This is a genomic window from Streptomyces sp. NPDC050264 (assembly GCF_040655895.1).
GTDB lineage: Bacteria > Actinomycetota > Actinomycetes > Streptomycetales > Streptomycetaceae > Streptomyces.
Genome location: NZ_JBFAKV010000013.1, coordinates 71,002 through 92,909, shown reverse-complemented (window position 1 = coordinate 92,909; position 21,908 = coordinate 71,002). Strand labels below are relative to the sequence as shown.

At 71.8% G+C, this 21,908-nt stretch carries 19 protein-coding genes; 16 read left to right on the top strand and 3 right to left on the bottom strand.

From position 1 onward, the window contains the following. The first annotated feature begins 138 nt into the window (after window positions 1-138). The 3 genes from AB0J02_RS23730 (at window position 139) to AB0J02_RS23720 (ending at window position 3,071) form a co-directional block, all read left to right on the top strand. Window positions 139-1,182 (top strand): LacI family DNA-binding transcriptional regulator, encoded by a 1,044-nt coding sequence (locus tag AB0J02_RS23730; RefSeq protein WP_363195742.1) that lies wholly within the window; start codon window positions 139-141, stop codon window positions 1,180-1,182. A gap of 394 nt (window positions 1,183-1,576) precedes the next feature. Then, window positions 1,577-2,341: a DUF3152 domain-containing protein gene (locus AB0J02_RS23725; RefSeq protein ID WP_363195741.1), complete on the top strand. Its 765-nt coding sequence runs from the start codon at window positions 1,577-1,579 to the stop codon at window positions 2,339-2,341. 151 nt (window positions 2,342-2,492) lie between these two features. Continuing rightward, entirely contained in the window at window positions 2,493-3,071 is a 579-nt protein-coding gene (locus AB0J02_RS23720; protein ID WP_363195869.1) for a helix-turn-helix domain-containing protein, read from the top strand. Between the two features lie 3 nt (window positions 3,072-3,074). On the opposite strand, the gene AB0J02_RS23715 is transcribed toward AB0J02_RS23720, so the two are convergent. Continuing rightward, the gene (locus AB0J02_RS23715; RefSeq protein ID WP_363195740.1) at window positions 3,075-4,106 is read right to left on the bottom strand and encodes an SMP-30/gluconolactonase/LRE family protein; all 1,032 of its coding nucleotides are present in this window, start codon (window positions 4,104-4,106) and stop codon (window positions 3,075-3,077) included. 100 nt (window positions 4,107-4,206) lie between these two features. After that, complete coding sequence (locus AB0J02_RS23710; RefSeq protein WP_363195739.1) at window positions 4,207-5,265, bottom strand: SDR family oxidoreductase; 1,059 nt, start codon at window positions 5,263-5,265, stop codon at window positions 4,207-4,209. A gap of 188 nt (window positions 5,266-5,453) precedes the next feature. Here AB0J02_RS23710 and AB0J02_RS23705 point away from each other — a divergent pair, with 188 nt between their 5' ends. After that, a complete protein-coding gene (locus tag AB0J02_RS23705; RefSeq protein WP_363195738.1) occupies window positions 5,454-7,271 on the top strand; it encodes an NAD(P)/FAD-dependent oxidoreductase in 1,818 nt (605 codons plus the stop codon). A gap of 83 nt (window positions 7,272-7,354) precedes the next feature. Here AB0J02_RS23705 and AB0J02_RS23700 read toward each other — a convergent pair whose 3' ends face one another. After that, window positions 7,355-7,921, bottom strand: coding sequence for a TetR family transcriptional regulator (locus tag AB0J02_RS23700; protein WP_363195737.1), 567 nt, complete (start codon window positions 7,919-7,921; stop codon window positions 7,355-7,357). 91 nt (window positions 7,922-8,012) lie between these two features. On the opposite strand from AB0J02_RS23700, the gene AB0J02_RS23695 reads away from it, so the two are divergent. From AB0J02_RS23695 to AB0J02_RS23640, 12 genes are all read left to right on the top strand, one after another. Further along, complete coding sequence (locus tag AB0J02_RS23695; RefSeq protein WP_363195736.1) at window positions 8,013-8,945, top strand: SDR family oxidoreductase; 933 nt, start codon at window positions 8,013-8,015, stop codon at window positions 8,943-8,945. 365 nt (window positions 8,946-9,310) lie between these two features. Continuing rightward, window positions 9,311-10,498, top strand: coding sequence for an amidohydrolase family protein (locus AB0J02_RS23690; RefSeq protein ID WP_363195735.1), 1,188 nt, complete (start codon window positions 9,311-9,313; stop codon window positions 10,496-10,498). A gap of 195 nt (window positions 10,499-10,693) precedes the next feature. After that, the gene (locus AB0J02_RS23685; RefSeq protein ID WP_363195734.1) at window positions 10,694-11,353 is read left to right on the top strand and encodes a YceI family protein; all 660 of its coding nucleotides are present in this window, start codon (window positions 10,694-10,696) and stop codon (window positions 11,351-11,353) included. A 136-nt stretch (window positions 11,354-11,489) separates the two neighbouring features. Beyond that, complete coding sequence (locus AB0J02_RS23680; protein ID WP_363195733.1) at window positions 11,490-12,236, top strand: GNAT family N-acetyltransferase; 747 nt, start codon at window positions 11,490-11,492, stop codon at window positions 12,234-12,236. Between the two features lie 287 nt (window positions 12,237-12,523). Continuing rightward, the gene (locus AB0J02_RS23675; RefSeq protein WP_363195732.1) at window positions 12,524-13,735 is read left to right on the top strand and encodes an LLM class flavin-dependent oxidoreductase; all 1,212 of its coding nucleotides are present in this window, start codon (window positions 12,524-12,526) and stop codon (window positions 13,733-13,735) included. 21 nt (window positions 13,736-13,756) lie between these two features. Then, window positions 13,757-15,109 (top strand): NtaA/DmoA family FMN-dependent monooxygenase, encoded by a 1,353-nt coding sequence (locus tag AB0J02_RS23670; RefSeq protein WP_363195731.1) that lies wholly within the window; start codon window positions 13,757-13,759, stop codon window positions 15,107-15,109. Window positions 15,110-15,697: 588 nt separating this feature from the next. Next, window positions 15,698-16,750 (top strand): ABC transporter substrate-binding protein, encoded by a 1,053-nt coding sequence (locus AB0J02_RS23665; RefSeq protein WP_363195730.1) that lies wholly within the window; start codon window positions 15,698-15,700, stop codon window positions 16,748-16,750. Further along, window positions 16,747-17,607: an ABC transporter permease gene (locus tag AB0J02_RS23660; RefSeq protein ID WP_363195729.1), complete on the top strand. Its 861-nt coding sequence runs from the start codon at window positions 16,747-16,749 to the stop codon at window positions 17,605-17,607. The genes AB0J02_RS23665 and AB0J02_RS23660 overlap by 4 nt, the downstream gene beginning before the upstream one ends. Further along, window positions 17,583-18,362 carry an ABC transporter ATP-binding protein gene (locus AB0J02_RS23655; RefSeq protein ID WP_363195728.1) on the top strand — a complete coding sequence of 260 codons (780 nt, stop codon included), beginning with the start codon at window positions 17,583-17,585 and terminating at the stop codon, window positions 18,360-18,362. The genes AB0J02_RS23660 and AB0J02_RS23655 overlap by 25 nt, the downstream gene beginning before the upstream one ends. Window positions 18,363-18,455: 93 nt before the next feature. Then, entirely contained in the window at window positions 18,456-19,298 is an 843-nt protein-coding gene (locus tag AB0J02_RS23650; RefSeq protein ID WP_363195727.1) for a TauD/TfdA family dioxygenase, read from the top strand. Next, on the top strand, window positions 19,299-20,804 hold the full coding sequence (locus AB0J02_RS23645; RefSeq protein ID WP_363195726.1) for an MFS transporter: 1,506 nt from the start codon (window positions 19,299-19,301) through the stop codon (window positions 20,802-20,804). Beyond that, complete coding sequence (locus AB0J02_RS23640) at window positions 20,804-21,871, top strand: LLM class flavin-dependent oxidoreductase (RefSeq protein ID WP_363195725.1); 1,068 nt, start codon at window positions 20,804-20,806, stop codon at window positions 21,869-21,871. Before AB0J02_RS23645 ends, AB0J02_RS23640 begins: the two co-directional genes overlap by 1 nt. Window positions 21,872-21,908: the final 37 nt, after the last annotated feature.

Here is a 21,908-nt window from a genome sequence, read left to right as displayed (position 1 = left end):
ACCTGTTCCAACGTTGTAACCGTCGTGTCTCCGTGGGGTCAACCCATCGTCGCGAACGAAATGGAATCCGCCCCAGCTCCTTCAACTGGCCTGCCTTCGTGCATAATCTGGGAAAACTCTGGTGATAGGGGCTGGTCGGTGGCGGCTGTGACGCTCAAGGACGTGGCGGAGCGCGCCGGTGTGTCGATCAAGACGGTGTCCAACGTTGTACGTGATGCCCCGCGGGTGTCCGAAGCGACGCGGGCCCGCGTGATGAGCGCCGTGCGCGAACTCGGCTACCGGCCGAACGCGTCGGCGCGACAGCTGCGGACCGGGCGCAGCGGACTGATCGGTCTCGCGGTCCCGGACCTGGCCACGCCCTACTTCGCCGAACTCGCCCACCACGTCAGGGCGGAAGCCGCCGCGCTGGGACTCACCGTCCTCATCGAGGAGACCCTGGGCGACGCGACCGAGGAGCTGCGGCTCGCGACGGGCGTCGGCGCGTCCCTGCTCGACGGCGTGATCCTGTCACCGCTGCGCGTGTCGCTGGACGAACTCGCCCGGGTCGCCGACACGTTCCCCCTGGTCCTGCTGGGGGAGCGGAACTACGAGCGCGATCGCATCGTGGCCGACCATGTGCTGATCGACAACGTGGCCGCGGCGCGCGAGGTCACCGCACATCTCGCCGGTCTCGGCCGCACCAGGATCGCCGCGATCGGCGTGGACCAGCACGCCTCGGCGACCAGTCGGCAGAGGCTGGAGGGCTTCCAACTCGCGCTGCATGAGGCTGGGTTGACGTACGACCCGCGACTCGCTCCCGGCATCAGGGAGTTCGACCGCCGCAACGGGCTGCTCGCCATGCGCGTGCTCGTGTCGCTGCCCCCCGGATCGCGCCCGGACGCGGTCTTCTGCTTCAGTGACATGCTGGCCGTCGGCGCTCAACAAGCGTTGCACGAGGCGGGGTTGAGAGCACCCGACGACGTGGCTGTCGCCGGGATCGACGGTTCGGAAGAGGGCCTGTACAGCACTCCGCCCCTCACGTCCCTCGTCCCCGACATGTCGGCCATCGCCTCCATGGCGGTGAAGTGTCTGGCCGCACGCATCGTCGCGGAGGAGCCCTTGCCCTTCGAGGTGTACGTCGCGCCGCATTGGCTGCGCGTCCGGGAGTCCACCGACGGGGTGCGGCGGCCAATCTCCGCCTGAGGGTCCTGCCGAGGGCCCTATGAGGGGCACGCGCTGTTCGTGACGGTGACCACCCAGCCGTCACCCGGGTTCCCCTTCGCGGCCGCGTGCCGGTCGGTGACCCGGACCTCGACCGGGTCCCGGGCCGGTTGCGCCTCGCCCGTCGCCTGCGCCGGACAGCGGAGCTCTCCGTCGTGATCCGCCCGCCCGCGGTGTGCCGCGCGTGGCCTTGCAGGCCCGTTCGTTATGCGTACGTGACCTTGTGCGGCTCGTCCCATCACAGGGGCTTCCCAGCCTGAAGCCATGCGCCATGCCAGGACGCCCTCCGCCCAACGCCCCTCGGGGACCGCTCCGTTCGCGACTTCGGGCGGCCGCCCCGCCCCGCCCCGCCCCGTGCCTGCCGCCCGCCCGCCGGATGCGCCTGCTCTGGCTGACCGCGTTCGCGCTCGTGGCGGTGCTGACCCTGCTGGTGGTGTGCGGCAACGACGGCGCCGCCCGGTCGGCCGCGGGGCCGGGCACCCAGCCCCGGAAGACCCGGGAGGCCCAGGAGACTCCGGAGCAGGCCGCGTCGCAGCCGCCGGACGACGTGGCTCCTTCCCCCTCCGCTCCCCCCACCGCGGAGAGCGGACCGGGATCGTTCGTCACCGCCACGGCCTCCGGTGAAGCGGTCGGCACGGGCACCATCCGGCGCTACAAAGTGGAGGTGGAGGTCGGCACGGGTGTCTCGGTGAACAGCGCCGCCGCGGAGATCCACGGCATCCTGGGCGACCGGCGCGGCTGGACCGCCAATGGCCGGGACGGCTTCCGGCTGGTCGCCTCCGGCCCGTACGACTTCGAGGTGAAGAGCGCCACGCCGGACACGGTGGACCGGATCTGCGGTGCGGCCGGGCCGCACACCCGCGGGGAGGTCAACTGCGATGTCGGCGACCAGGTCATCGTGAACCTCAAGTGCTGGAACACGGGCTCACCGCAGTTCTCCGGACCCCTGCACGAGTACCGGGCCCTGATCATCAACCACGAGGTCGGACACCGCATCGGCCACGGCCACGAGACCTGCCCGGGGCCCGGCCTCCCCGCGCCGGCGATGATGCAGCAGATCGACGGGCTGCGCGGCTGCCGCGCCAACACCTGGCCGTACGACAGCCACGGGAAGTACCTCGGGGGACCCCGCGTGGCGTGAGCGGCGCTCTCCTGCCCGCGTCCCCGCCCGGCCGAGCGGGTCCCCGTGACCGCGTGCCGACGGCGTGCTGCCGGGCCGGTGCGCAGGGCGCCCGTACTACGCTGCCCAGGTGACGACCCCCGCCGAGCACCAGGAATCCGAGCCGGCCGCACTGGACACGGACGCCGTGCGGGCCGGCCGGCCGGCCAACCAGGGACGGCGGGTCGCGGCCCGCAACCGGGCCGCCCTCATCACCGCCGCGCGCGAGGTCTTCGCCGAGCAGGGCCTGAACGCCCCGCTGTCCGCCGTCGCACGCCGCGCGGGCGTCGGGCAGGGCAGTCTCTACCGGCACTTCGCCGACCGGATCGCGCTGGCCTCCGCCGTCCTGGACGAGAACGTCCAGCACATCGAGCAGGCCGGTGCCGAGCCCGGCGCGAACCTCAAGAGCGTGCTGGGCGTGGTCACTTGGCACATGACACGTTCGACGGCCTTCGTCGATCTGCTGCGTGTGCGCGGCGACGGCGAGGAAGCCCGCGCGCTGGCCGGGCGTGTCCACGGCGTCCTGGCTCATTGCCTGCCCGTCGGCCACAGCCTCTCCGCCGACGACCTCATGCTCGCGGTCGCGATGGTCTCGGGAGCCGTCGCCGGCCCCACCCTGGCCGAGCGGGAGCGCATCGCCCTGAAGGCCTGGCGGCTGCTCGGCGTCGAGGTGGGGCCGGTGCGGCCCTTCGAGGCCGCGGTCGAGGAGTGAGGGTCAGCCGCCGTTGGACTGGCGGATGCCCTCGGCCAGAGCGGCGAACTTGTAGACGTACCCGCCGGCGGGGCCGCTGACGGTCATGTACGCCGCCGTCCGCCCCGGCGCGATCGCGACGTTGGTGGCCGACCGCAGCCCCTCGGCCTCCTTGGCCGGAATCTCGACGGTGGCAAGCCGCGCGCCGTACTTGCTGTAGACGGCCATGGCGGGGCGGCCGTGCAGCGCTTGGTAGAGGTTGCCGTCGGCGTCCACGGCGATGGAGTCGGTCTGGGCCAGGCCGCCGTCGACGTGAATGGCTTCGTGCCGGGACGTCACCGTCGTCCTGCCGGCGTCGAGCAGCAGGTAGGAGATGGTGTCCTTGGCGAGTTCGCTGATCCACAGGCCGTGCAGCCCGGGGTCGAACATGACTCCGTTGGGCTGGGCGAGTCCGTCGGCCAGGACGGTGGTCTTCTTCCCGTCGCGGTCGATGCGCACGATCCGGCCGTCGGTCTCGTCCGGTTCCGTGCCGTGCGCGTCGCTGACGTACAGGTTGCCGTCGTCGTCGAAGGCGATGTCGTCGGGCGTCATGGTGGAGCCGCCGACCTTGCCGGAGAAGAAGGTGCGGGGGTCCGAGCCGTCCGGCGCGATACTGACGACGGAACCGGTGGCGAAGTCCGTCAGATACATGCGGTGGTCGTACGGGCTGACCTGCGCGGAGGTGTAAGCGCCGGTCTTGTCGGTGTAGACACCCCGGTGCTTGCCGGTGGCCACGTCGACGGAGATGACCTTGGGCTCGCCGGCGGGCGCGGTGACGTCCACGACGTGCAGATCGCCGTGCCCGTCCAGGACCGGGCCCTCCAGCAGGGTCATGCCGGTGGCCTCGTGCACGTCGGTCACGTGCGAGACCTGGGTGGCCCGGATGCTCCTGCCCTCACCGGACGGTGCGGGGCTCCCGGCCGGGGCGCCGGTGGACTCGGTGCCGCAACCGGTCAGCGCGAGGAGACCGGCGGCGGCCAGACCCGCCAGGGTGCGCGGCGCGCGGTACGTGGTCATGCGGAGGTGTGCTCCTTCCTGTCGCCCGGCGAGGCCGGACGGTGTGGCGTGCGGGAGGAAGTGCTGAGGGCGCGGGGTGCGGGCCCGGGGCGCGGGCCGCTCAGGCGGCCGACCAGCCGCCGTCGGACGGCAGGATCGCGCCATTGATGTTCACCGCGTCCTTGCTCAGCAGGAACGTGATCGAGGCCGCCAGCTCCTCGGCCATGGCCAGGCCGGGGATCGCGACCCGCATCTTCGCGGTGCGCGCCGAGCCGTACGGGGCGGGGGCGGGGACCGGGATGCCGGTGGCCACCGCACCCGGGGCGACGGCGTTGACCCGTACACCGGTGCCCGCGTACTGGTAGGCCGACGACTTCGTGAGGCCGACCAGGGCGTGCTTGGAAGCCGTGTAGGCGGCGCCGGCCGCCGAGCCGCGCAGCGCGGCCTCGGAGACGATGTTGACGATCCGGCCGCCGCCCGCGGCGAGCATGCCGGGCACGACGGCGCGCATCAGACGCATGGGGCCGTCGACGTTGACGCGCATGACACGGTCCCAGACCTTGTCGTCGACCTCGTGGACGGCGGCGTCGTCGTCCATCACGCCCGCGACGTTCGCCAGACCGTCCACGCGGCCGCCCGCGGCGGCCAGGACGGCGTCGGCGGACGCGGGCGCGGTGATGTCCGCGGTGACGGGGACGACCGCCTCGCCCAGGTCGGCGGCGAGGGCCGCGACATTTTCGGAGATGTCGACGGCGATCACGCGGCCCCCCTCGCGCACGATGCGGGAGGCGACGGCCCTGCCGATGCCGGAGGCGGCACCCGTGACGACGACGGTCTGGCCGTCGAAACGGCCGGGCGTGACCTGCTCCGACCACGGTTCGGGGGCGCCGATCTCGACGCCCGGGGCGGGCTCCGCCGCCGAGTCGGCGGCGGCCGGGGGAGCGGTGGGCAGGCCCTCCGGAATCACGCCGGTCCTGGCGGCGGTGACCAGGACGTCCACGAGTTCCGGCGGGAACTTCCCGCCGGACATCTTCACGAGCTGCTCCAGCGGCAGGCCTAGGGCGGGGGAGAGGGCCTGCTCGCTCTGGCCCTGGGAGGCCAGCATCCCGCGCAGGATCTGTCCGGCGGCGGGATCCGCCAGCCAGTCGCGCAGCGGGGAGGTGGGGGTGACGTCCGACATCGGGGGCCTTTCGTGTCGAGTCGACTCGTGGCGCGGGTGCGGCCGTGTGGCGCGACCTCATCGCTACCGGACAACGGTGTCCGGTTGTTGGGTTACGGTACCGGGGGCCGTGCGGGACGCCCAGGGCGGGCGCCGCCCACACCCGTGCGGCGCCCGACGTTCGTCCCCCCACGAGAGGAACCCGGCCGATGACCCTGCCGCACTGCGACTCCCCGCCCACCCCGCAGGAGACGGCGGCGCTGCGTGAGCGCTACCGCGTCGAGCGGGACCGCCGGGTGCGTCCCGAGGGTCCGGGCCAGTACCGGGCCACCACCGCCGAGTTCGGCTACTTCGCCACCGACCCGTACATCGGTGAGGCAGCGGAGCGCGAGCCGCTGCACGACGTGGTGGACGTCGCGATAGTCGGCGGCGGCTTCGGTGGGATCCTGGCCGGTGCGCGCCTGCGCCGGCAGGGCGTGGCGAAGGTGCGCGTGGTCGAGAAGGGCGGCGACTTCGGCGGCACCTGGTACTGGAACCGGTACCCGGGCATCCACTGCGACATCGAGTCGCACATCTACCTGCCGATGCTGGACGAGACCGGATACGTACCCGAGTGGAAGTACTCCCCGGGCGAGGAGATCCGGCGGCACGCGGTGCGCATCGCCGAGCAGTCCGGCCTGTACGAGGATGCTCTGTTCTCCACCGCCGTCACCTCGCTGACCTGGGACGAGACCGCGCATCAGTGGGTGGTCGCCACCGACCGCGGCGACACGTTCCGCGCCACCTACGTGATCACCGCCACCGGTACGCTCTCGGAGCCCAAGCTGCCCGGCATCCCCGGGATCGAGGACTACAAGGGCCACACCTTCCACACCTCGCGCTGGGACTACGGGTACACCGGCGGCAGCCCCGAAGGCGGTCTGACGGGCCTCGCGGGCAAGCGGGTCGGCGTCGTCGGTACCGGCGCCACCGGCGTGCAGGTCATCCCGATGCTGGCCGAGGACGCGATGCGCCTGTACGTCTTCCAGCGCACCCCCTCCGCCGTGGACGTACGCGGTCAACGGCGCATGACACCGCGGGAGGTCGACGCCGACCGGCCGGGCTGGGCGGCCGCACGCCGCGAGAACTTCCTGCGCATCGTCTCCGGGGAGGAGGCCGAGGAGGACCTCGTCACCGATCGCTGGACGGAGTCGGCCGGCCTGCTGGAGAAGCTGCTGCCCAGCTTCCGCCGCGACGGCGAACCGGACTTCGAGGCCGCCTACGAAGCCGCCGACCACGCCACCATGAACCGGATCCGCGCCCGGGTGACCGCCGAGGTGACCGATCCCGCGACCGCCGCGGCCCTCCAGCCCTGGTACCGGTACGCGTGCAAGCGCCCCACGTTCTCCGACAAGTACCTGCCCGCGTTCAACCGGGACAACGTCGTTCTCGTGGACACCGCCGGGACCCACGGCATCGAGCGCATGACCGAGCGCGGCGTCGTCGTGGGCGGCGTGGAGTACGAGGTCGACTGCCTGGTGTTCGCCACCGGGTTCTCCGTCGGCGTCTCCGGTGTCACCTCGGGGAAGCTGCCCGTCGCCGGCCGCGACGGCGTCCAGCTCTTGCAGGTGCTGGCGGAGCGGGGCCCGCGCACCCTGCACGGTTTCACCAAAAACGGGTTCCCGAACCTGATCCAGCTGGGCTCGATGCAGAACGCCAGCAGCGTGAACTTCTCCCACATCCTGGACGAGCAGGCCGTGCACGCCGCCGCCCTGGTCGTCGCAGCCGAGGAGAAGGACGCCCTCCTGGAGCCGGCCCCCGAGGCCGAGGACGCCTGGATCGACGTCTGCGCGCGGGACGCCCCCGACCACGCGTGGTTCCACGCCGAATGCACCCCCGGCTACTACAACCGCGAGGGCCGCGGCCGCCCGAACGGTCCCACCGCCTACCCGCACGGCGCCGTCGCCTTCCACGACCTGCTGCGCCGCTGGCGCGAGGAGAACATCGACGAAGTCCTCCAGGCCAAGACCAGGGCCGAGGGCCGGTAGGCGCGGGCCGCTCCCCGTCGGCGGATCGCGCGTGAAGAGGGCGCCCCCTGCACATGCAGGGGGCGCCCTCTTCACGCGTGTGGTCACCCGCCCGAGGCCACCGTTCTGAGCTGGTCCAGCGACTCCCGCAGGAACTCCGCGAGCGGCCGCTCCCCGTCACCGCCGATCCAGCGCTCGAACCCGACCTTGAAGACGGCGACACCCGCCTCGGCGGCGAGGCTCGCGGCCGGCTCCTCGACGCCGCGCCCGCGCAGCGTGGTGGCGAGCGCGGCGGACAGGGACGCGAGCTTGATCAGCTCGCGTTCGCGCAGTTCCGGACTGGCCGCGATGACGGCCTGGCGCTGCCGGGCGTGCTCGTAGCGGTCCAGGAAGACGGCGCCGACGGCGTCCAGGGTCGAGGCGACCGCGTCGATGGGCGCGACCGTGTCCTCGGTACCGGCGAGGGTGTCCACGAACAGCTTCTCGAGGATCGGCGCGCCCCCGAACAGCACCTCGCGCTTGTCGGCGTAGTGCCGGAAGAACGTCCGCTCGCTGAGGCCCGCGCGCTCGGCGATCTGCGCGGCGGTGGTCTGCTCGAACCCGCGCTCGCTGTAGAGGTCGAGGGCCGCCTGCTCCAGGCGGCCGCGCGCGTTCGGTTCCCATCGGCTCATGGCCCCGATCCTATGTGATGACGGTGACTGACATCAGTGCTAGGGTCTATGACAGTCACTGACATCGATAGGTCCTTTGAGGGGTCTTCTCATGCGTGTATTCGTCACCGGTGCGTCCGGCTGGATCGGTTCGGCCGTGGTTCCGGAGCTCATCGGCGCAGGTCATCAGGTGGTCGGACTCGCCCGCTCGGACGCCTCGGCCGGGGCCCTCACCGAGGCCGGCGCCGAGGTGGTCCGCGGCACGCTCGACGATCTCGACACCTTGCGCGGCGCCGCCGCCGAGTCCGACGGCGTGATCCACCTGGCCTTCAAGCACGACATCGCGTTCAGTGGCGGCTTCGATGCCGCCGCGGACGCGGACCGGCGCGCCATCGACACGTTCGGCGAGGCGCTGGCCGGCTCCGACCGCCCCTTCGTCCTCGCCTCCGGGCTGCTCGGACTGACGCCCGGGCGGATCGCCACCGAACAGGACGGCCGGGCGGGGGCCTCGCCCGGCGCCCACCCGAGCGGCCCTGCCAAGCGGATGGCCAACGCGCACGCGGCGGCCGCCCTCGCGGACCGCGGCATCCGCTCGTCCGTGCTCCGTCTCCCTCCCACCGTCCACGGCGACGGGGACCACGGCTTCCTCTCCGCCGTGGTCGCCGCCGCGCGCGAGAAGGGCGTCTCCGCCTACATCGGGGACGGCGCCAACCGCTGGCCCGCCGTACACCGTTCGGACGCCGCGCACCTCTTCCGTCTGGCGCTGGAGAACGCGCCCGCGGGCTCCACCCTGCACGCGGTCGCCGACGAGGGCGTGCCGATCCGGTCCGTGGCCGAGGTGATCGGGCGCCACCTGGACCTGCCGGTCACCTCGGTCTCTCCGGAGGACGCGGCCGGTCACTTCACCTGGCTGGCCACGTTCCTCGGCCTGGACAGCCCCGCCTCCAGCGCGTACACGCGCGAGCTCCTGGGCTGGCGGCCGACGCAGCCCGGCCTCCTCGACGACCTCGACAAAGGGCACTACTTCGCCACGGCGAGCGCCTGACGTGATGCGCCCCGGCGCGTTGGTTCGAGGAACGCGCCGGGGCGATGCGCGTACGCCGGATGTGCAACCAGTCCCGTCGCCACGACGCGTGGGGGCCGACGTACGCGCATCGAGAGAAACGAGTCCCGATATGCCATGTTCCGCCAAGGACGCCCATGCCACCCGGAACGGTTGTGCGCGCCGCGCCCGGCTGACGGTCTCCGCGAGTCCACCATCCGACGCACACCTGGCGTTCACCGAGTTCGCCAACGGGGCCTGTGGCGCCCCTGGTTGATCACGCGGGAGGCGCGTGCGCGGAGCGCCCCGGGACGGCGCGGTCGAACGGTACGTTTCTTTCCCTTCCGTACCAGCGAAAGAGAGCCCCCATGCTCCTCACCGCCGCTCACGTCCTGGCCGGGGCCGACCGCCACCCCCTCGCCGACGGAGCAGTACTCGTCCGCGAGGGCACCATCGCCGCCGTCGGACCGCGCGAGGAGGTCGAGCGCCTCACCCGGCCCGGCGAACCCCGGCTGGCCCACCCCGCCGGCACCCTGCTGCCCGGCCTGATCGACGCCCACGTCCACCTCTGTTTCGACGGCGGCACCGACCCGGTCGCCACACTCCAACAGCAGGACGACGAGGCGCTGTTCACCGCGATGAAGGCCCGCGCGCGGCAGTTGCTGAGCGCCGGCGTCACCACCGTCCGCGACCTCGGCGACCGGGGCGGCCTCGCCGTGCGCCTCGCCGCGTCCGTCACCGCGGGAGAGGACCCCGGCCCCCGGATCGTCTCCGCGGCGACGCCCGTCACGCCGCCCGGCGGCCACTGCTGGTTCCTCGGCGGCGAGGCCACGGGCAGCGACGAGGTACGCCGCCTCGTACGGCGCAACATCGAGGCCGGCGCCGAGGTCATCAAGGTCATGGAGACCGGCGGCGGCCTCACGAAGGGGGGAGCACAGAGCTGGGAATCGCAGTTCACCCAGGACGAGTTGACGGCGCTCGTCGGCGAAGCGCACCACGCGGGACTGCCGGTCGCCGCACACGCGCACGGCGCCGAGGGCATCGCCGCGGCGGTCGAGGCCGGCGTCGACACGATCGAGCACTGCACCTGGATGACGCCCACCGGGATCGACGTCCGTGCGGACGTGCTCGCCCGGATCGTCGAGCAGGGCATCCACGTGTGCCCGACGGTCAGCCCGCACTGGCGGATGCTGCCGCAGATCTTCGGCGCCGAACGCGCCGAGGCCATGTTCGACGCCGTACGGCAGATGGCCGGGGCCGGGGTACGGCTCATCGCGGGCACCGACGCCGGGGTGCAGCGAGCGGGCTTCGACGGCCTGCCGGGCAGCCTCACGTTCTACGAGCACCTGGGCCTGCCCGCCGAACGCGTCCTCGCGATGGCCACCACGGAAGCCGCACACGCCCTGGGAGTCGGAGACGAAACAGGGCAGCTCACGCCCGGTTTCAGCGCCGACCTGCTCGTGGTCGACGGGGACCCGCTCGCCGACCTCGGCGCGCTGCGATCCGTCGCGGCCGTGGTCGCGGCGGGCAGGCACTACGACGCGGAGCCGATCTGAGGCCGTGACCTTCGACCGCTCTCCAATGACCGTGCGTCACGCACGGCCACCCGACCGTGCATCCACGTCGTGCTGATCCTGTGCATCTTTGCAGGCTGCTCCATGGAACCCGGACGAGGCCTCCCATCTCGCTCCGGGCACCGGCCGCCCGCGTGATAGCACGGAGTGATCAGACTCGAAGGAGACGTCGACATCATGGGTATCTTCAGTCGTCGCCCGACCGCGACCCTCGAACCGGCGCAGGCTGTCGGCCCCGATACGCCGTTCCCGGCGTCCGCGGCCGCCGGTGCCGCGCTCGACCCGGCGCTGCGCGCCCTGACCGGGCAGTGGACCGTCGACCGCCCGCACAGCCGCATCGGGTTCTCCGTGCGGCACGCGATGGTCACGACGGTGCGCGGCGCCTTCGCCGAGTACGAGAGCGCGCTGTACTTCGACGGCGCCCGGCCCGCCGAGTCGCGGGCCGAACTCGTCATCAAGGTGGCCAGTGTCGACACGGGTGTGGAACAGCGGGACGCGCACCTCATCGGCAAGGACTTCTTCGACGCGCAGCGCCACCCGGAAATGGTGTTCCGCAGCACCTCCACGGTCCACGAGGGCGGCGAGACCTTCCGCATGGCGGGCGATCTGACCATCCGTGGCGTCACCCGGCCCGTCGATCTGCAACTCGACTACCTCGGCTCGGTCCTCGACCCGTTCGGCTTCGAGAGGGCCGGCTTCGACGGCACCACCACCATCGACCGCACCGACTGGGGCCTGGTCTACAACCAGCGCCTGGAGACGGGCGGCGCCATGGTGAGCGAGAAGGTCCGGCTGCAGTTCGACATCTCCGCGATCCGGGCCACGCCGCTGGCGTAGCACCACGAAGTAACCCCGGGCGCCCCCGGTCATCGGGGGCGCACTGCGTATGCGTTCCGTCGACTGTCCCTGGTCAGGGACAGATTTCATGCGTCCGCAATGATCCGACGTCCATCTGCCTGCTAGACATGGTCAGGTGAGTCCTCCCCGTTCCGTGGCGCACCCCCCAGCTCTCGACAACGCCGTCTGGGCCGCCCTCACCGGCCCGCACCAGCACTTCGCCCAACGGCTGGGCCGCGCCGCCCGCTACCCCTCGGACGTGTACGGGTTCGCCGCGCTCGCCGACCCCGCGGACCCGGCCGCGTGGGCGGACCTGCACGCACTCGTCGGCCCGTCAACGGCCGTACGGGTCAAGGGAATCGACCGGGTGCCCGCCGGGTGGGAAGTGATCGGCGGCGGCCGCGGCGTCCAACTGGTCGACGTCTCCCTGCGAACCGGACCCGCCCCCGAAGCGGTGCCGCTCGGCCTCGGCGACGTACCGGAGATCCTGGAACTGGTCGCCCGCACCCGGCCGGGCCCCTTTCTCGCGCGGACCGTGGAACTCGGCACCTACCTCGGCATCAGGCAGCACGGGCGACTGATCGCGATGGCCGGCGAACGCCTGCGCCTGCCCGGCTGGACCGAGATCAGCGCGGTCTGCACCGACCCGGCCCACCGAGGACGAGGCCTGGCGACCCGGCTGGTCCGCGCGGTCGCCGCGGGCATCAAGGCACGCGGGGAGACGCCCTTCCTGCACGCGGCGGCGGCCAACAGGACGGCGATCCGGCTCTACGAGTCGATCGGCTTCAGCCTGCGCACCCGTACCCGCATCCTGCACGTGCGCACGCCGGGCACATCGCCGAGAACATCGCCAGGAACAGACAGCGGGACGCGGCCGTTGTGAACGAGGAGATGCGCCGGGCAGGTTGCGCCCGGCACGGCGGACGGAGGCGGGGCATGCGACGCGAGCCCTGCCCGCACGTCGTGAACCCGCGTCGCCGCGTGCGCCTTCACACCCGGCCGTACATCGATCTGCAGCGCGTGGCCGCCGCGCTCTGTCGCCCCTGAGCGACGCTCCAACGGCCGCCGACCGCGGCCCCGTCCCACGGCGCTGCTCCCCGCCGCCGCGCCCCGCGCTCGTCACGCGCCGGGCCGGGCGGTCTCGTACGGACCCTTCAGGAAGGCACAGCTGTGTCCTCAGCATCCACTCCTCCGCTGCACCTCGCCGCCGCCCTCGACGGCACCGGCTGGCACCCGGCCTCCTGGCGCGAGCCGGTGGCCCGGCCCCGCGACCTGTTCACCGCCGGGTACTGGGCGGACCTGGTCGCCGAGGCCGAGCGCGGCCTGCTCGACTTCGTCACCTTCGAGGACGGGCTCGGCCTGCAGTCCTCCCAGCGCTTCGCCCTCGACGGCCGCAGCGACCAGGTCCGCGGCCGCCTCGACGCCGTGCTGCTCGCCGCGCGCATCGCACCGCTCACCCGGCACATAGGCCTGGTGCCGACCACGGTGGTCACGCACACGGAGCCGTTCCACATCTCCAAGGCCATCGCCACCCTCGACTACGTGAGCACCGGACGCGCGGGGCTGCGGGTCCAGGTCTCCGCCCGCCCGAACGAGGCCGCCCACTTCGGCCGCCGCGCGATCCCGCTGCTCGACGCCCAGGACATCAAGGACGCGGGGGAGTTGGCGTCCGACCTCTTCGACGAGGCCGCCGACTATGTGGAGGTCGTCCGCCGCCTCTGGGACAGCTGGGAGGACGGCGCCGAGATCAGGGACGAGGCCACCGGCCGCTTCGTCGACCGCGACAAGCTGCATTACATCGACTTCCATGGCCGTCACTTCAGCGTGAAGGGCCCCTCCATCACTCCCCGGCCGCCCCAGGACCAGCCCGTCGTCAGCGCCCTCGCCCACCAGAGCGTCCCGTACCGGCTGGTGGCCCGCCAGGGCGACATCGGCTACGTCACCCCGCACGACGCCGACGAGGCCCGCGCCATCGTCGCCGAGATCCGCGCCGAGCAGCAGGCGGCGGGCCGCGCGGAGCAGCCGCTGCACGTCTTCGGTGACCTCGTCGTCCTCCTCGACGACGATCCCGCCGCCGCGCACGCGCGCCGTGAGCGTCTCGACGCCGTCGCCGGAACCGCGTACACCAGCGACGCGCGCATCTTCGCGGGATCACCGGCCCAACTCGCCGATCTCTTGCAGGAGTTGCAGTCGGCAGGGCTGACCGGTTTCCGGCTGCGGCCCGCCGTGCTCGGCCACGACCTGCCGGCGATCACCCGCGGCCTCGTCCCCGAACTCCAGCGCCGGGGCGCCTTCCGCCGCGCCTACGAGGCCGACACCCTGCGCGGTCTGCTCGGGCTCGCCCGCCCCGCCAACCGCTACGCCGCGACCGCGACCGCCTGAGCCGGACGGAGAACGTACGACATGAGCAAGCCGCTGAAGCAGATCCATCTGGCCGCCCACTTCCCCGGGGTCAACAACACGACCGTCTGGAGCGACCCGAAGGCCGGCAGCCACATCGAGTTCAGCTCGTTCGCGCACTTCGCACGGACCGCCGAGCGCGCCAAGTTCGACTTCCTCTTCCTCGCCGAAGGCCTGCGCCTGCGTGAACAGGGCGGCCAGATATACGACTTGGACGTCGTCGGCCGACCCGACACGTTCACCGTCCTGGCCGCGCTCGCCGCCGTCACCGAACACCTCGGACTGACCGGGACCATCAACTCCACGTTCAACGAGCCCTACGAGGTGGCCCGCCAGTTCGCCAGCCTCGACCACCTCTCCGACGGCCGCGCCGCCTGGAACGTCGTCACCTCCTGGGACGCCTTCACCGGCGAGAATTTCCGCCGCGGCGGATTCCTCCCCCAGGACGAGCGCTATTCCAGGGCGAAGGAGTTCCTGGCCACGACCGGTGAACTCTTCGACTCCTGGCGTGGCGACGAGATCCTCGCCGACCAGGCCGCCGGCATCTTCCTGAACGATGTCAAAGCGGGCTCCTTCGTCCACACCGGCCACCACTTCGACATCCAGGGCCAGTTCAACGTCCCGCGATCCCCTCAGGGACGCCCGGTGATCTTCCAGGCCGGCGACTCCGAAGAGGGGCGCGAGTTCGCCGCGTCGAGCGCCGACGCGATCTTCAGCCGGTACGCCACCCTCAAGGAGGGCCAGGCCTTCTACACGGACGTCAAGAGCCGCCTCGCCGCGTACGGCCGCCGCCCCGACGAACTGAAGATCCTGCCCGCCGCGACCTTCGTACTCGGTGACACCGACGCGGAGGCCGAGGAACTCGCCCGCGACGTGCGGCGCCGGCAGGTCAGCGGAGCCACCGCGATCAAGCACCTCGAATTCGTCTGGAACCGCGACCTGACCTCGTACGACCCGGAAGGGCCGCTCCCCGACATCGACCCGGACGTCAGCGAGCAGCACATCGCCAAGGGGCGGGCCCAGGTCCGTATGTACCGCGACCCGCCTGCCACCGCCCGCGAGTGGCGCGAACTCGCCGCCGCCAACAAGTGGTCCATCCGCGACCTGGTCATCCACACCGGCAACCGGCAGAACTTCGTCGGTACCCCGGCCACCGTCGCCCACGCCATCAACGAACTCGTCCAGGCCGACGCCAGCGACGGCTTCATCCTCGTCCCGCACATCACCCCCGGCGGCCTCGACACCTTCGCCGACCAGGTCGTCCCGCTCCTCCAGGAACGGGGAGTCTTCCGCACCGAGTACGAGGGCCCCACCCTGCGCGACCACCTCGGCCTCGACCACCCCGACGCCGGGTGACGGGGGCGGGGCCGGGTCGCGCCGCACAAGGTTGCGACAGGGCGGCCATGCAGGGCTGTTGACGACCGGCGCGCCTGGCCCCGCGGCCGGGTCCGATGTCTCCGGTGGGCGCGGCCGGGCTCGTCGTCTCCGGCGTCGGCCGCTCCGGTCCTCCCCGGCGCTTTCCGGTGCTGCGTGACGGTTCCGGCTGCCTCGGTCCCGCCTGGTGGGTTCGGTCGCTTCCGGCCGACCCGGCCGCCCGACCCGTGCGTATGGCAGGTCCATGAAGGGTTCGTTGCAGCCGGATGCCAGTCAACCCCATTGTCTTGACCGGGAATTGGCCCGTGGATAGCTTCGACGGCATGTGGATCTGCCGGCGGTTCCGGAAACGACGGGCCATCGATCTGATGCGCGTCGCCACCGCGGTGTGTAGCTGACCTCCGTCCTGACTTTCTCGCGCCGAGGTCAGTCGAGCCGCGTTGAGTCGCGCCGAGTCATATCGAGATCGCCCCGTTTCCCTTTACGCGCCTTTCCGGCCCTTTCGACCCCGTGTGAAGGCGTGCCCCTCGTCCCGTGAAGGCACGAATGATTCCACGTACCTGCATGCCCATGTCCCTGCGCGTCGGCGCACTGGCCGCCGTCGCCGCGTCCTTTCTGCTGACCGCGTGCGTGAGCAATGACCGGTCCACGGCGGCCAGTGCGAATGTCGCGGCGAAGAAGATTCCGGCCAAGCTGTCCGCCGATACCTCCCTCACCGTCGGAGCGCCCGACCTCAAGGTCGCCCTGGAACTCTCCGGACAGATCGACAAGTTGCCCTTCAAAGTGAAGTGGGCCAACATCAGCGGCGGTCCGCAATGCTCCGAGGCATTCCGCGCCGACGCGCTGGACATCTGCTCGGCCGCGGAGATCCCGTCGATCAATGCCCACTGGACCGGCCTGGACACCAAGCTCGTGGCGGTGAAGTTCCGCAAGGATCCGATCGCGGACCCGATCTACGAGCTGGGGATCGCCCCGGGTGCGCACATAAAGTCGCTCGCCGACCTGCGCGGAAAGAAGATCGCCTACAGCCCGGGACAGGCGCAAGGGGCGCTCGTGCTGAGGATATTGAAGAAGGCCCATCTCACTCAGCGGGACGTCCACCTCGTCGAACTCGCCAGTACCGGCGACGTCTATCCCACAGCCCTGGGAAACCGGCAGGTGGACGCCGCACCCATCGCCGACGTCAATGTCAAGCGCTATCTGACGAAGTACGGCAGGGACGGCGGCATCACCATCAAACACGGGCTCCGTGACGATCCGGGGCACTTGTGGGCGCTCACCGATTCCGTCGGCGACGCACAGAAATCCGCTGCGGTCCGAGAACTCATCAAATTCTGGGCACGCGCGCAGATCTGGATCGACGGGCACCCGAAGCAATGGATCGACGGATATTACGTCAAGAATCAAGGGCTGAGCCGTGAGGACGGCGAGTACCTCGTCAAGAGGTCCGGCCAACCTGATTTCCCGGCCGACTGGACCGCAGCCATCAAGCGGCAGCAGCAGACCGTCGACCTGCTGGCGAAAGAGCAGAAGCACAAGACGTTCGACGCGGGAATCCTCTTCGACCGCCGGTACGAGCGCGTCGCCGCCGATGCCACGGCCGGTGAAAGGAAAACTCCATGAGCACCACGGCCCTTGAACAGCGGGCGGCGACCGCGGCGCCGACGGGCGGGGCCGCCCCTTCCCGCCCGCCGGCGCGCAGGCGCAGGAGACTGGGACCCGGCCGCCCCGTCCCGTACGGCTGGGCGATCGGCCCGCTGCTGCTGCTCGTGGTGTGGGCGGCCGGCTCGGGCGCCGGACTCATCGACGCGCGCAGCCTGCCCGCCCCCTGGACCATCGCCGGAACGGCGCGCGACCTCATCGCCGACGGCCGGCTGCAGTCCAACTTCGCGACCTCCGCCCAACGCGCGCTGCTGGGCCTGGTGTTCGGCACCGCGGCGGGACTGCTGCTCGCCCTCGTCTCCGGTCTGAGCCGCCTCGGCGAAGGGATCGTCGACGGGCCGGTGCAGATCAAGCGGGCGATCCCCTCGCTCGCGCTGATCCCGCTCCTCGTCCTCTGGTTCGGCATCGGCGAGACGATGAAGGTCATCACGATCGCGCTCGGCGTCTTCGTCCCGATCTACATCCACACCCACAACGGGCTGCGCACGATCGACAACCGCTATGCCGAACTCGCCGAGACGGTACGCCTCGGCAGGCTCCAGTTCGTCCGCCATGTCGTCCTGCCGGGCGCCCTGCCCGGATTCCTGCTGGGGCTGCGCTTCGGTGTGACCGCCGCCTGGCTGGCGTTGGTCGTCGTCGAGCAGGTCAACGCCACCAGCGGCATCGGCTACATGATGGAACTCGCGCGGACCTACGGACAGACGGACGTCATCATCGTCGGTCTCGTCGTGTACGGACTCCTCGGGCTCGTCTCCGACGCCCTGGTACGGCTCGTGGAGAGGAGGACCCTGTCATGGCGACGGACACTGGCGGGCTGACCGCGACCGGGCCCCGGACCGGGGACGGGACGGATCACCCCACGGTCCGCATCGAGAATCTGGTGCGCACCCTCGGCGGCCGCCACGTCCTCGACGGCCTCGAACTCGCCATCGCCCCGGGCGAGTTCGTGGCGCTCCTCGGCCGCAGCGGATCCGGCAAGAGCACCTTGCTGCGAGCCCTCGCCCGGCTCGACCACGACGTGCCGGGCAGCGGTGAACTCGTCGCCCCCGATGATGTGTCGGTGGTCTTCCAGGACGCGCGGCTGCTGCCGTGGAAGCGTCTCCTCGACAACGTCGTCCTGGGCCTGAGCGGACCCGACGCCGTCCAGCGTGGCCGCACCGCCCTCGCCGAGGTCGGACTCGAAGGCCGCGAGCAGGCGTGGCCGATCGAGCTGTCCGGCGGCGAGCAGCAGCGCGTCTCGCTCGCCCGCTCCCTCGTCCGCGAACCCCGGCTCCTGCTCGCCGACGAGCCGTTCGGAGCGCTCGACGCCCTCACCCGTATCCGGATGCACACCCTGCTGCGGCAGCTGTGCGAGCGGCACAGGCCCGCCGTCCTGCTGGTCACCCACGACGTGGACGAGGCGATCGCGCTGGCCGACCGGGTGGCCGTACTCGACGAGGGCCGGATCGGGGTCGACATCCCCGTGGAGCTCCCCGCACCGCGCCGCAACGGCAGCCCGGAGTACGCGGCCCTGCGCGACCGACTGCTCGTACGCCTCGGCGTGGAGACCGCCGCGGAGGACGACGCGGCCTGACCGGCCGCACCGCCCCGCACTTCCCTCTCAGCCACGACCCGCACCGCACAAGGACACCGCACAAGGACACCGCACAAAGAGGAGAAGACGACCATGACCACCACCGTCGCCCCTTTCCACATCCTCAGGGCAGGTCCGCGCTTCGGCGCCGAGATCACCGGCGTCGACCTGACCGGGCCCGTCGACGAGACCACCGCCGACGCGCTGCGGCAGGCGTTCCGCGACCACAAGGTGCTCGTCCTCCGCGGTCAGCACCTCACACCCGATCAGCACGTCGCCGCCGTACGCCTCTTCGCGCGGCCCTTCGACCACCCGACCGCCGCGAAGGACCCGGACAACCCGCTGGTCTACCCGTACAACGTGCACCAGACAGGCAAGGCCAGCACGTGGCACATCGGCGGGCTGTGGCGCGCCCCCGTCTTCGCGATCGAGTCGCTCACCTACGAGGTGGTGCCCGAGCTGGGCGGGCACACGCTGTGGGCGGATCTGCAGGCGGCGTACGACGACCTGTCGCAGCCGCTGAAGACGCTGCTCGAGTCCGTGGGCGCGGTGTACGACGGCAACGCGGAGAACTACGCACAGGGCAGCAAGAAGACCGCCACCGGCGAGACCATCGAGCACCCGGTCGTCCTCACCCACCCCACCACCGGCCGCAAGGGCCTGTTCATCAGCACCTCCGCGACCGGACTCACGGGCGTGACCCCGGCCGAGAGCAAGGTGCTGCTCGACTTCCTCCTGCGGCACGCCTCCTCGCCGAACTACACCATCCGCTTCGGCTGGAAGCCCGGCGACTTCGTCCTCTGGGACAACCGCGCCACCTGGCACTACGCCGTCGACGACTACGGCGAGGGCGCGCGCGTCTACCGCAAGGTCATCGGCGTGGAACCGGAGACCGGCGTCGGCTCCGGTGTGCCGGGCGCGGAGCGGCACGCCTGAATGCTCCCCGGAAAGGACCGCGCCGCCCGGCGCGTACTGCTGGTCTGCATGGCAGCGGGTGCGACGACCCTGCTCGACCAGGCAGTGCTGAACATCGCCGTGCCGAGCATGCGCCACGCGCTCGGAGCCGACGCCGCGGACGTGCGGTGGATCGTGGCCGGTTACTCCCTGGCCTTCGGTCTCGCGCTCGTCCCCGGCGGCAGTCTCGGCGATCTGTACGGGCGCAAGCGGTTCCTCCTCGCCGGCGTGGCCGCCTTCCTCCTCGCGGGGGTGGCGGCCGCGACCGGCGGTGGGCCCGGCACCCTGATCGCGGCCCGGCTGGTGCAGGGAGCGGCGGCGGGACTCGTCAACTCCCAGGTGATCGGCACCTTGCAGGACGTCTTCCACGGCCTCGACCGCGGCCGCGCCCTCGGCCTCTACGCGGTGACGGCCGGAGTGGCCACGGCGCTGGGCCCCCCGCTGGGCGGCGCACTGGTCGCCGGCGTCGGCCCCGAACTCGGCTGGCGCGGCTGCCTCCTGCTGAACGTGCCGTGCGCACTCCTCACCCTCGCGCTCGCGGCACGCCGGCTGCCGCCGCCCCGGCGCACCACCCGCGACGCCCGGCTCGACCTCATCGGCCTCGCCCTGGCCTGCGGCTGCACGGTGACCCTGATGGTGCCGTTCATCCGCACCCCGGGCAGCTGGGAAGAGGCACTCCTGTGGGCGGCCGCGGTGGGCGCGCAGGCAGCCGCCCTGACCGTGCACCAGCGACTGCGGCTACGACGAGGGCGCCGGCCCCTGCTGCACCCCGCGCTCAGCTCCTCCAAGCCGTACATGCTGGGCACAGGCATCGCCATGGCCCAGTTCGGCGCGTCCCTCGCCTCGTCGCTGGTGCTCACCGTCTTCCTCCAGGAAGGACTCGGCCTCTCCGCCCTGCTCACGGCGGCCGTCGCCCTTCCCTCGGCGCTCGCGATGGGCGTCAGCTCCGCGCTCGCATGGCGGCTGGTGCGCCGCATCGGGACGCGCACGGTGACCCTCGGACTCGCCCTGGGCATCGGCGCCGCGCTGTCCGGAGCGGCGGTCGTCCTGACCGTGCCGTCGGCGCTGCTCCCGGTGGCATGCGCAGCGGTGCAGTTGCTGACCGGCGCCGCCGCGGGGCTCACGGTCTCGCCCCACCAGACGCAGGTCCTGCGGCACGCACCGGCCGAGGCGGCGGGAGTGGGCGGCGCCGTCCTGCAGATGGCACAGCGCATCGCCGCGGCGATCTGCCTCAGCGCGGTCCCGGCCGTGTACCTGCACGCGGCGCCCACGGCCCCGGGCGGCAGTGGACCCCGGGCCGCGTACGCACTCGCTTCGGGTGTCTGCGCCGGACTGCTCGCGGTGGCTCTGGTGCTGTCACGGCTGCGGGGAGCCGCGGCCGCGGACGACGTGAACGCCGCGCGAGGCAGGGCCACTTGCCCCACCGACACCTCCGCCGGCCGGCTCCCTGCCGCGCCGGTACGGACCGAACAGCGATCGGAAGCCTGATGAGCGCGGAATTCCTCTGGTACATCCCCAACACCATCGAGCCGGGTCACCGCGGCGACGACACGACCACCGGATGGGGATCCATCGAGTACTCGACGGAGCTCGCCCGCACGGCGGAGGCGCACGGTTGGGGCGGCGCCCTGCTCGGCACCGGCTGGGGCCGCCCCGACACGTTCACCGTCGCCACCGCGCTGGCCGCGCGCACCACGACGTTCAAGCCGCTGATCGCCGTCCGGCCCGGGTACTGGCAGCCCGCGAACTTCGCCTCCGCGGCCGCCACGCTCGACCAGCTCAGCCGCGGCCGGGTCCTGGTCAACATCGTCAGCGGCCTGGACAACCCGGCCGCGTACGGCGACACGAACGTCGATCCCGCCCAGCGCTACGCCCGCACACAGGAGTTCCTGCATCTGGTGCGGCGTCTGTGGACCGAGGAGCGGGTCACCTTCCACGGCGAGCACTTCCAGGTCACCGACTCGACGGTGTCGCCGAGCCCCTTCGCGACGGAGGAACGGGCCCACCCGACGCTCTACTTCGGCGGCGCGTCCCCGGCGGCGGAGCGGGTGTCGGCGGCCGAGGCGGATGTGCAGCTCTTCTGGGGTGAACCGCTCGACGGAATCGCCGAACGCATTGACCGGCTCAAGGAGTTGAGCGCTCAGGTGGAGCGCCGCCACAAGCCGCTGGAGTTCGGGCTGCGGATCACGACGGTGGTGCGCGACACCACCGAGGAGGCCTGGCGCGCGGCGGAGGAGAAGGTCGCCAAGATGGCCGCGGACGACGGCGAGTCGACCTGGACCGGAAACCGCAGGGCGGCCGTCGGACAGCGGCGGCTGCTCGATCTCGTCGAGCGCGGTGAGGTGCTCGACACCTGCCTGTACACCACGCCCGGCAAGTTCGGCGGCGGGGGAGCGGCGACCACCTGGCTCGTCGGCTCGCCCGACGACGTGGCCACGGCACTGGACAACTACCGCAAGCTCGGCGTCACGCACTTCGTGCTGTCCGACACCCCGTACCGGCAGGAGACCAGCCGTGTCGGCGACCAACTGCTGCCCAAGCTGCGGGAATCGTGAGGACCTGTGGTCGCGCGCGAAACGGCCCGAGCCGGAA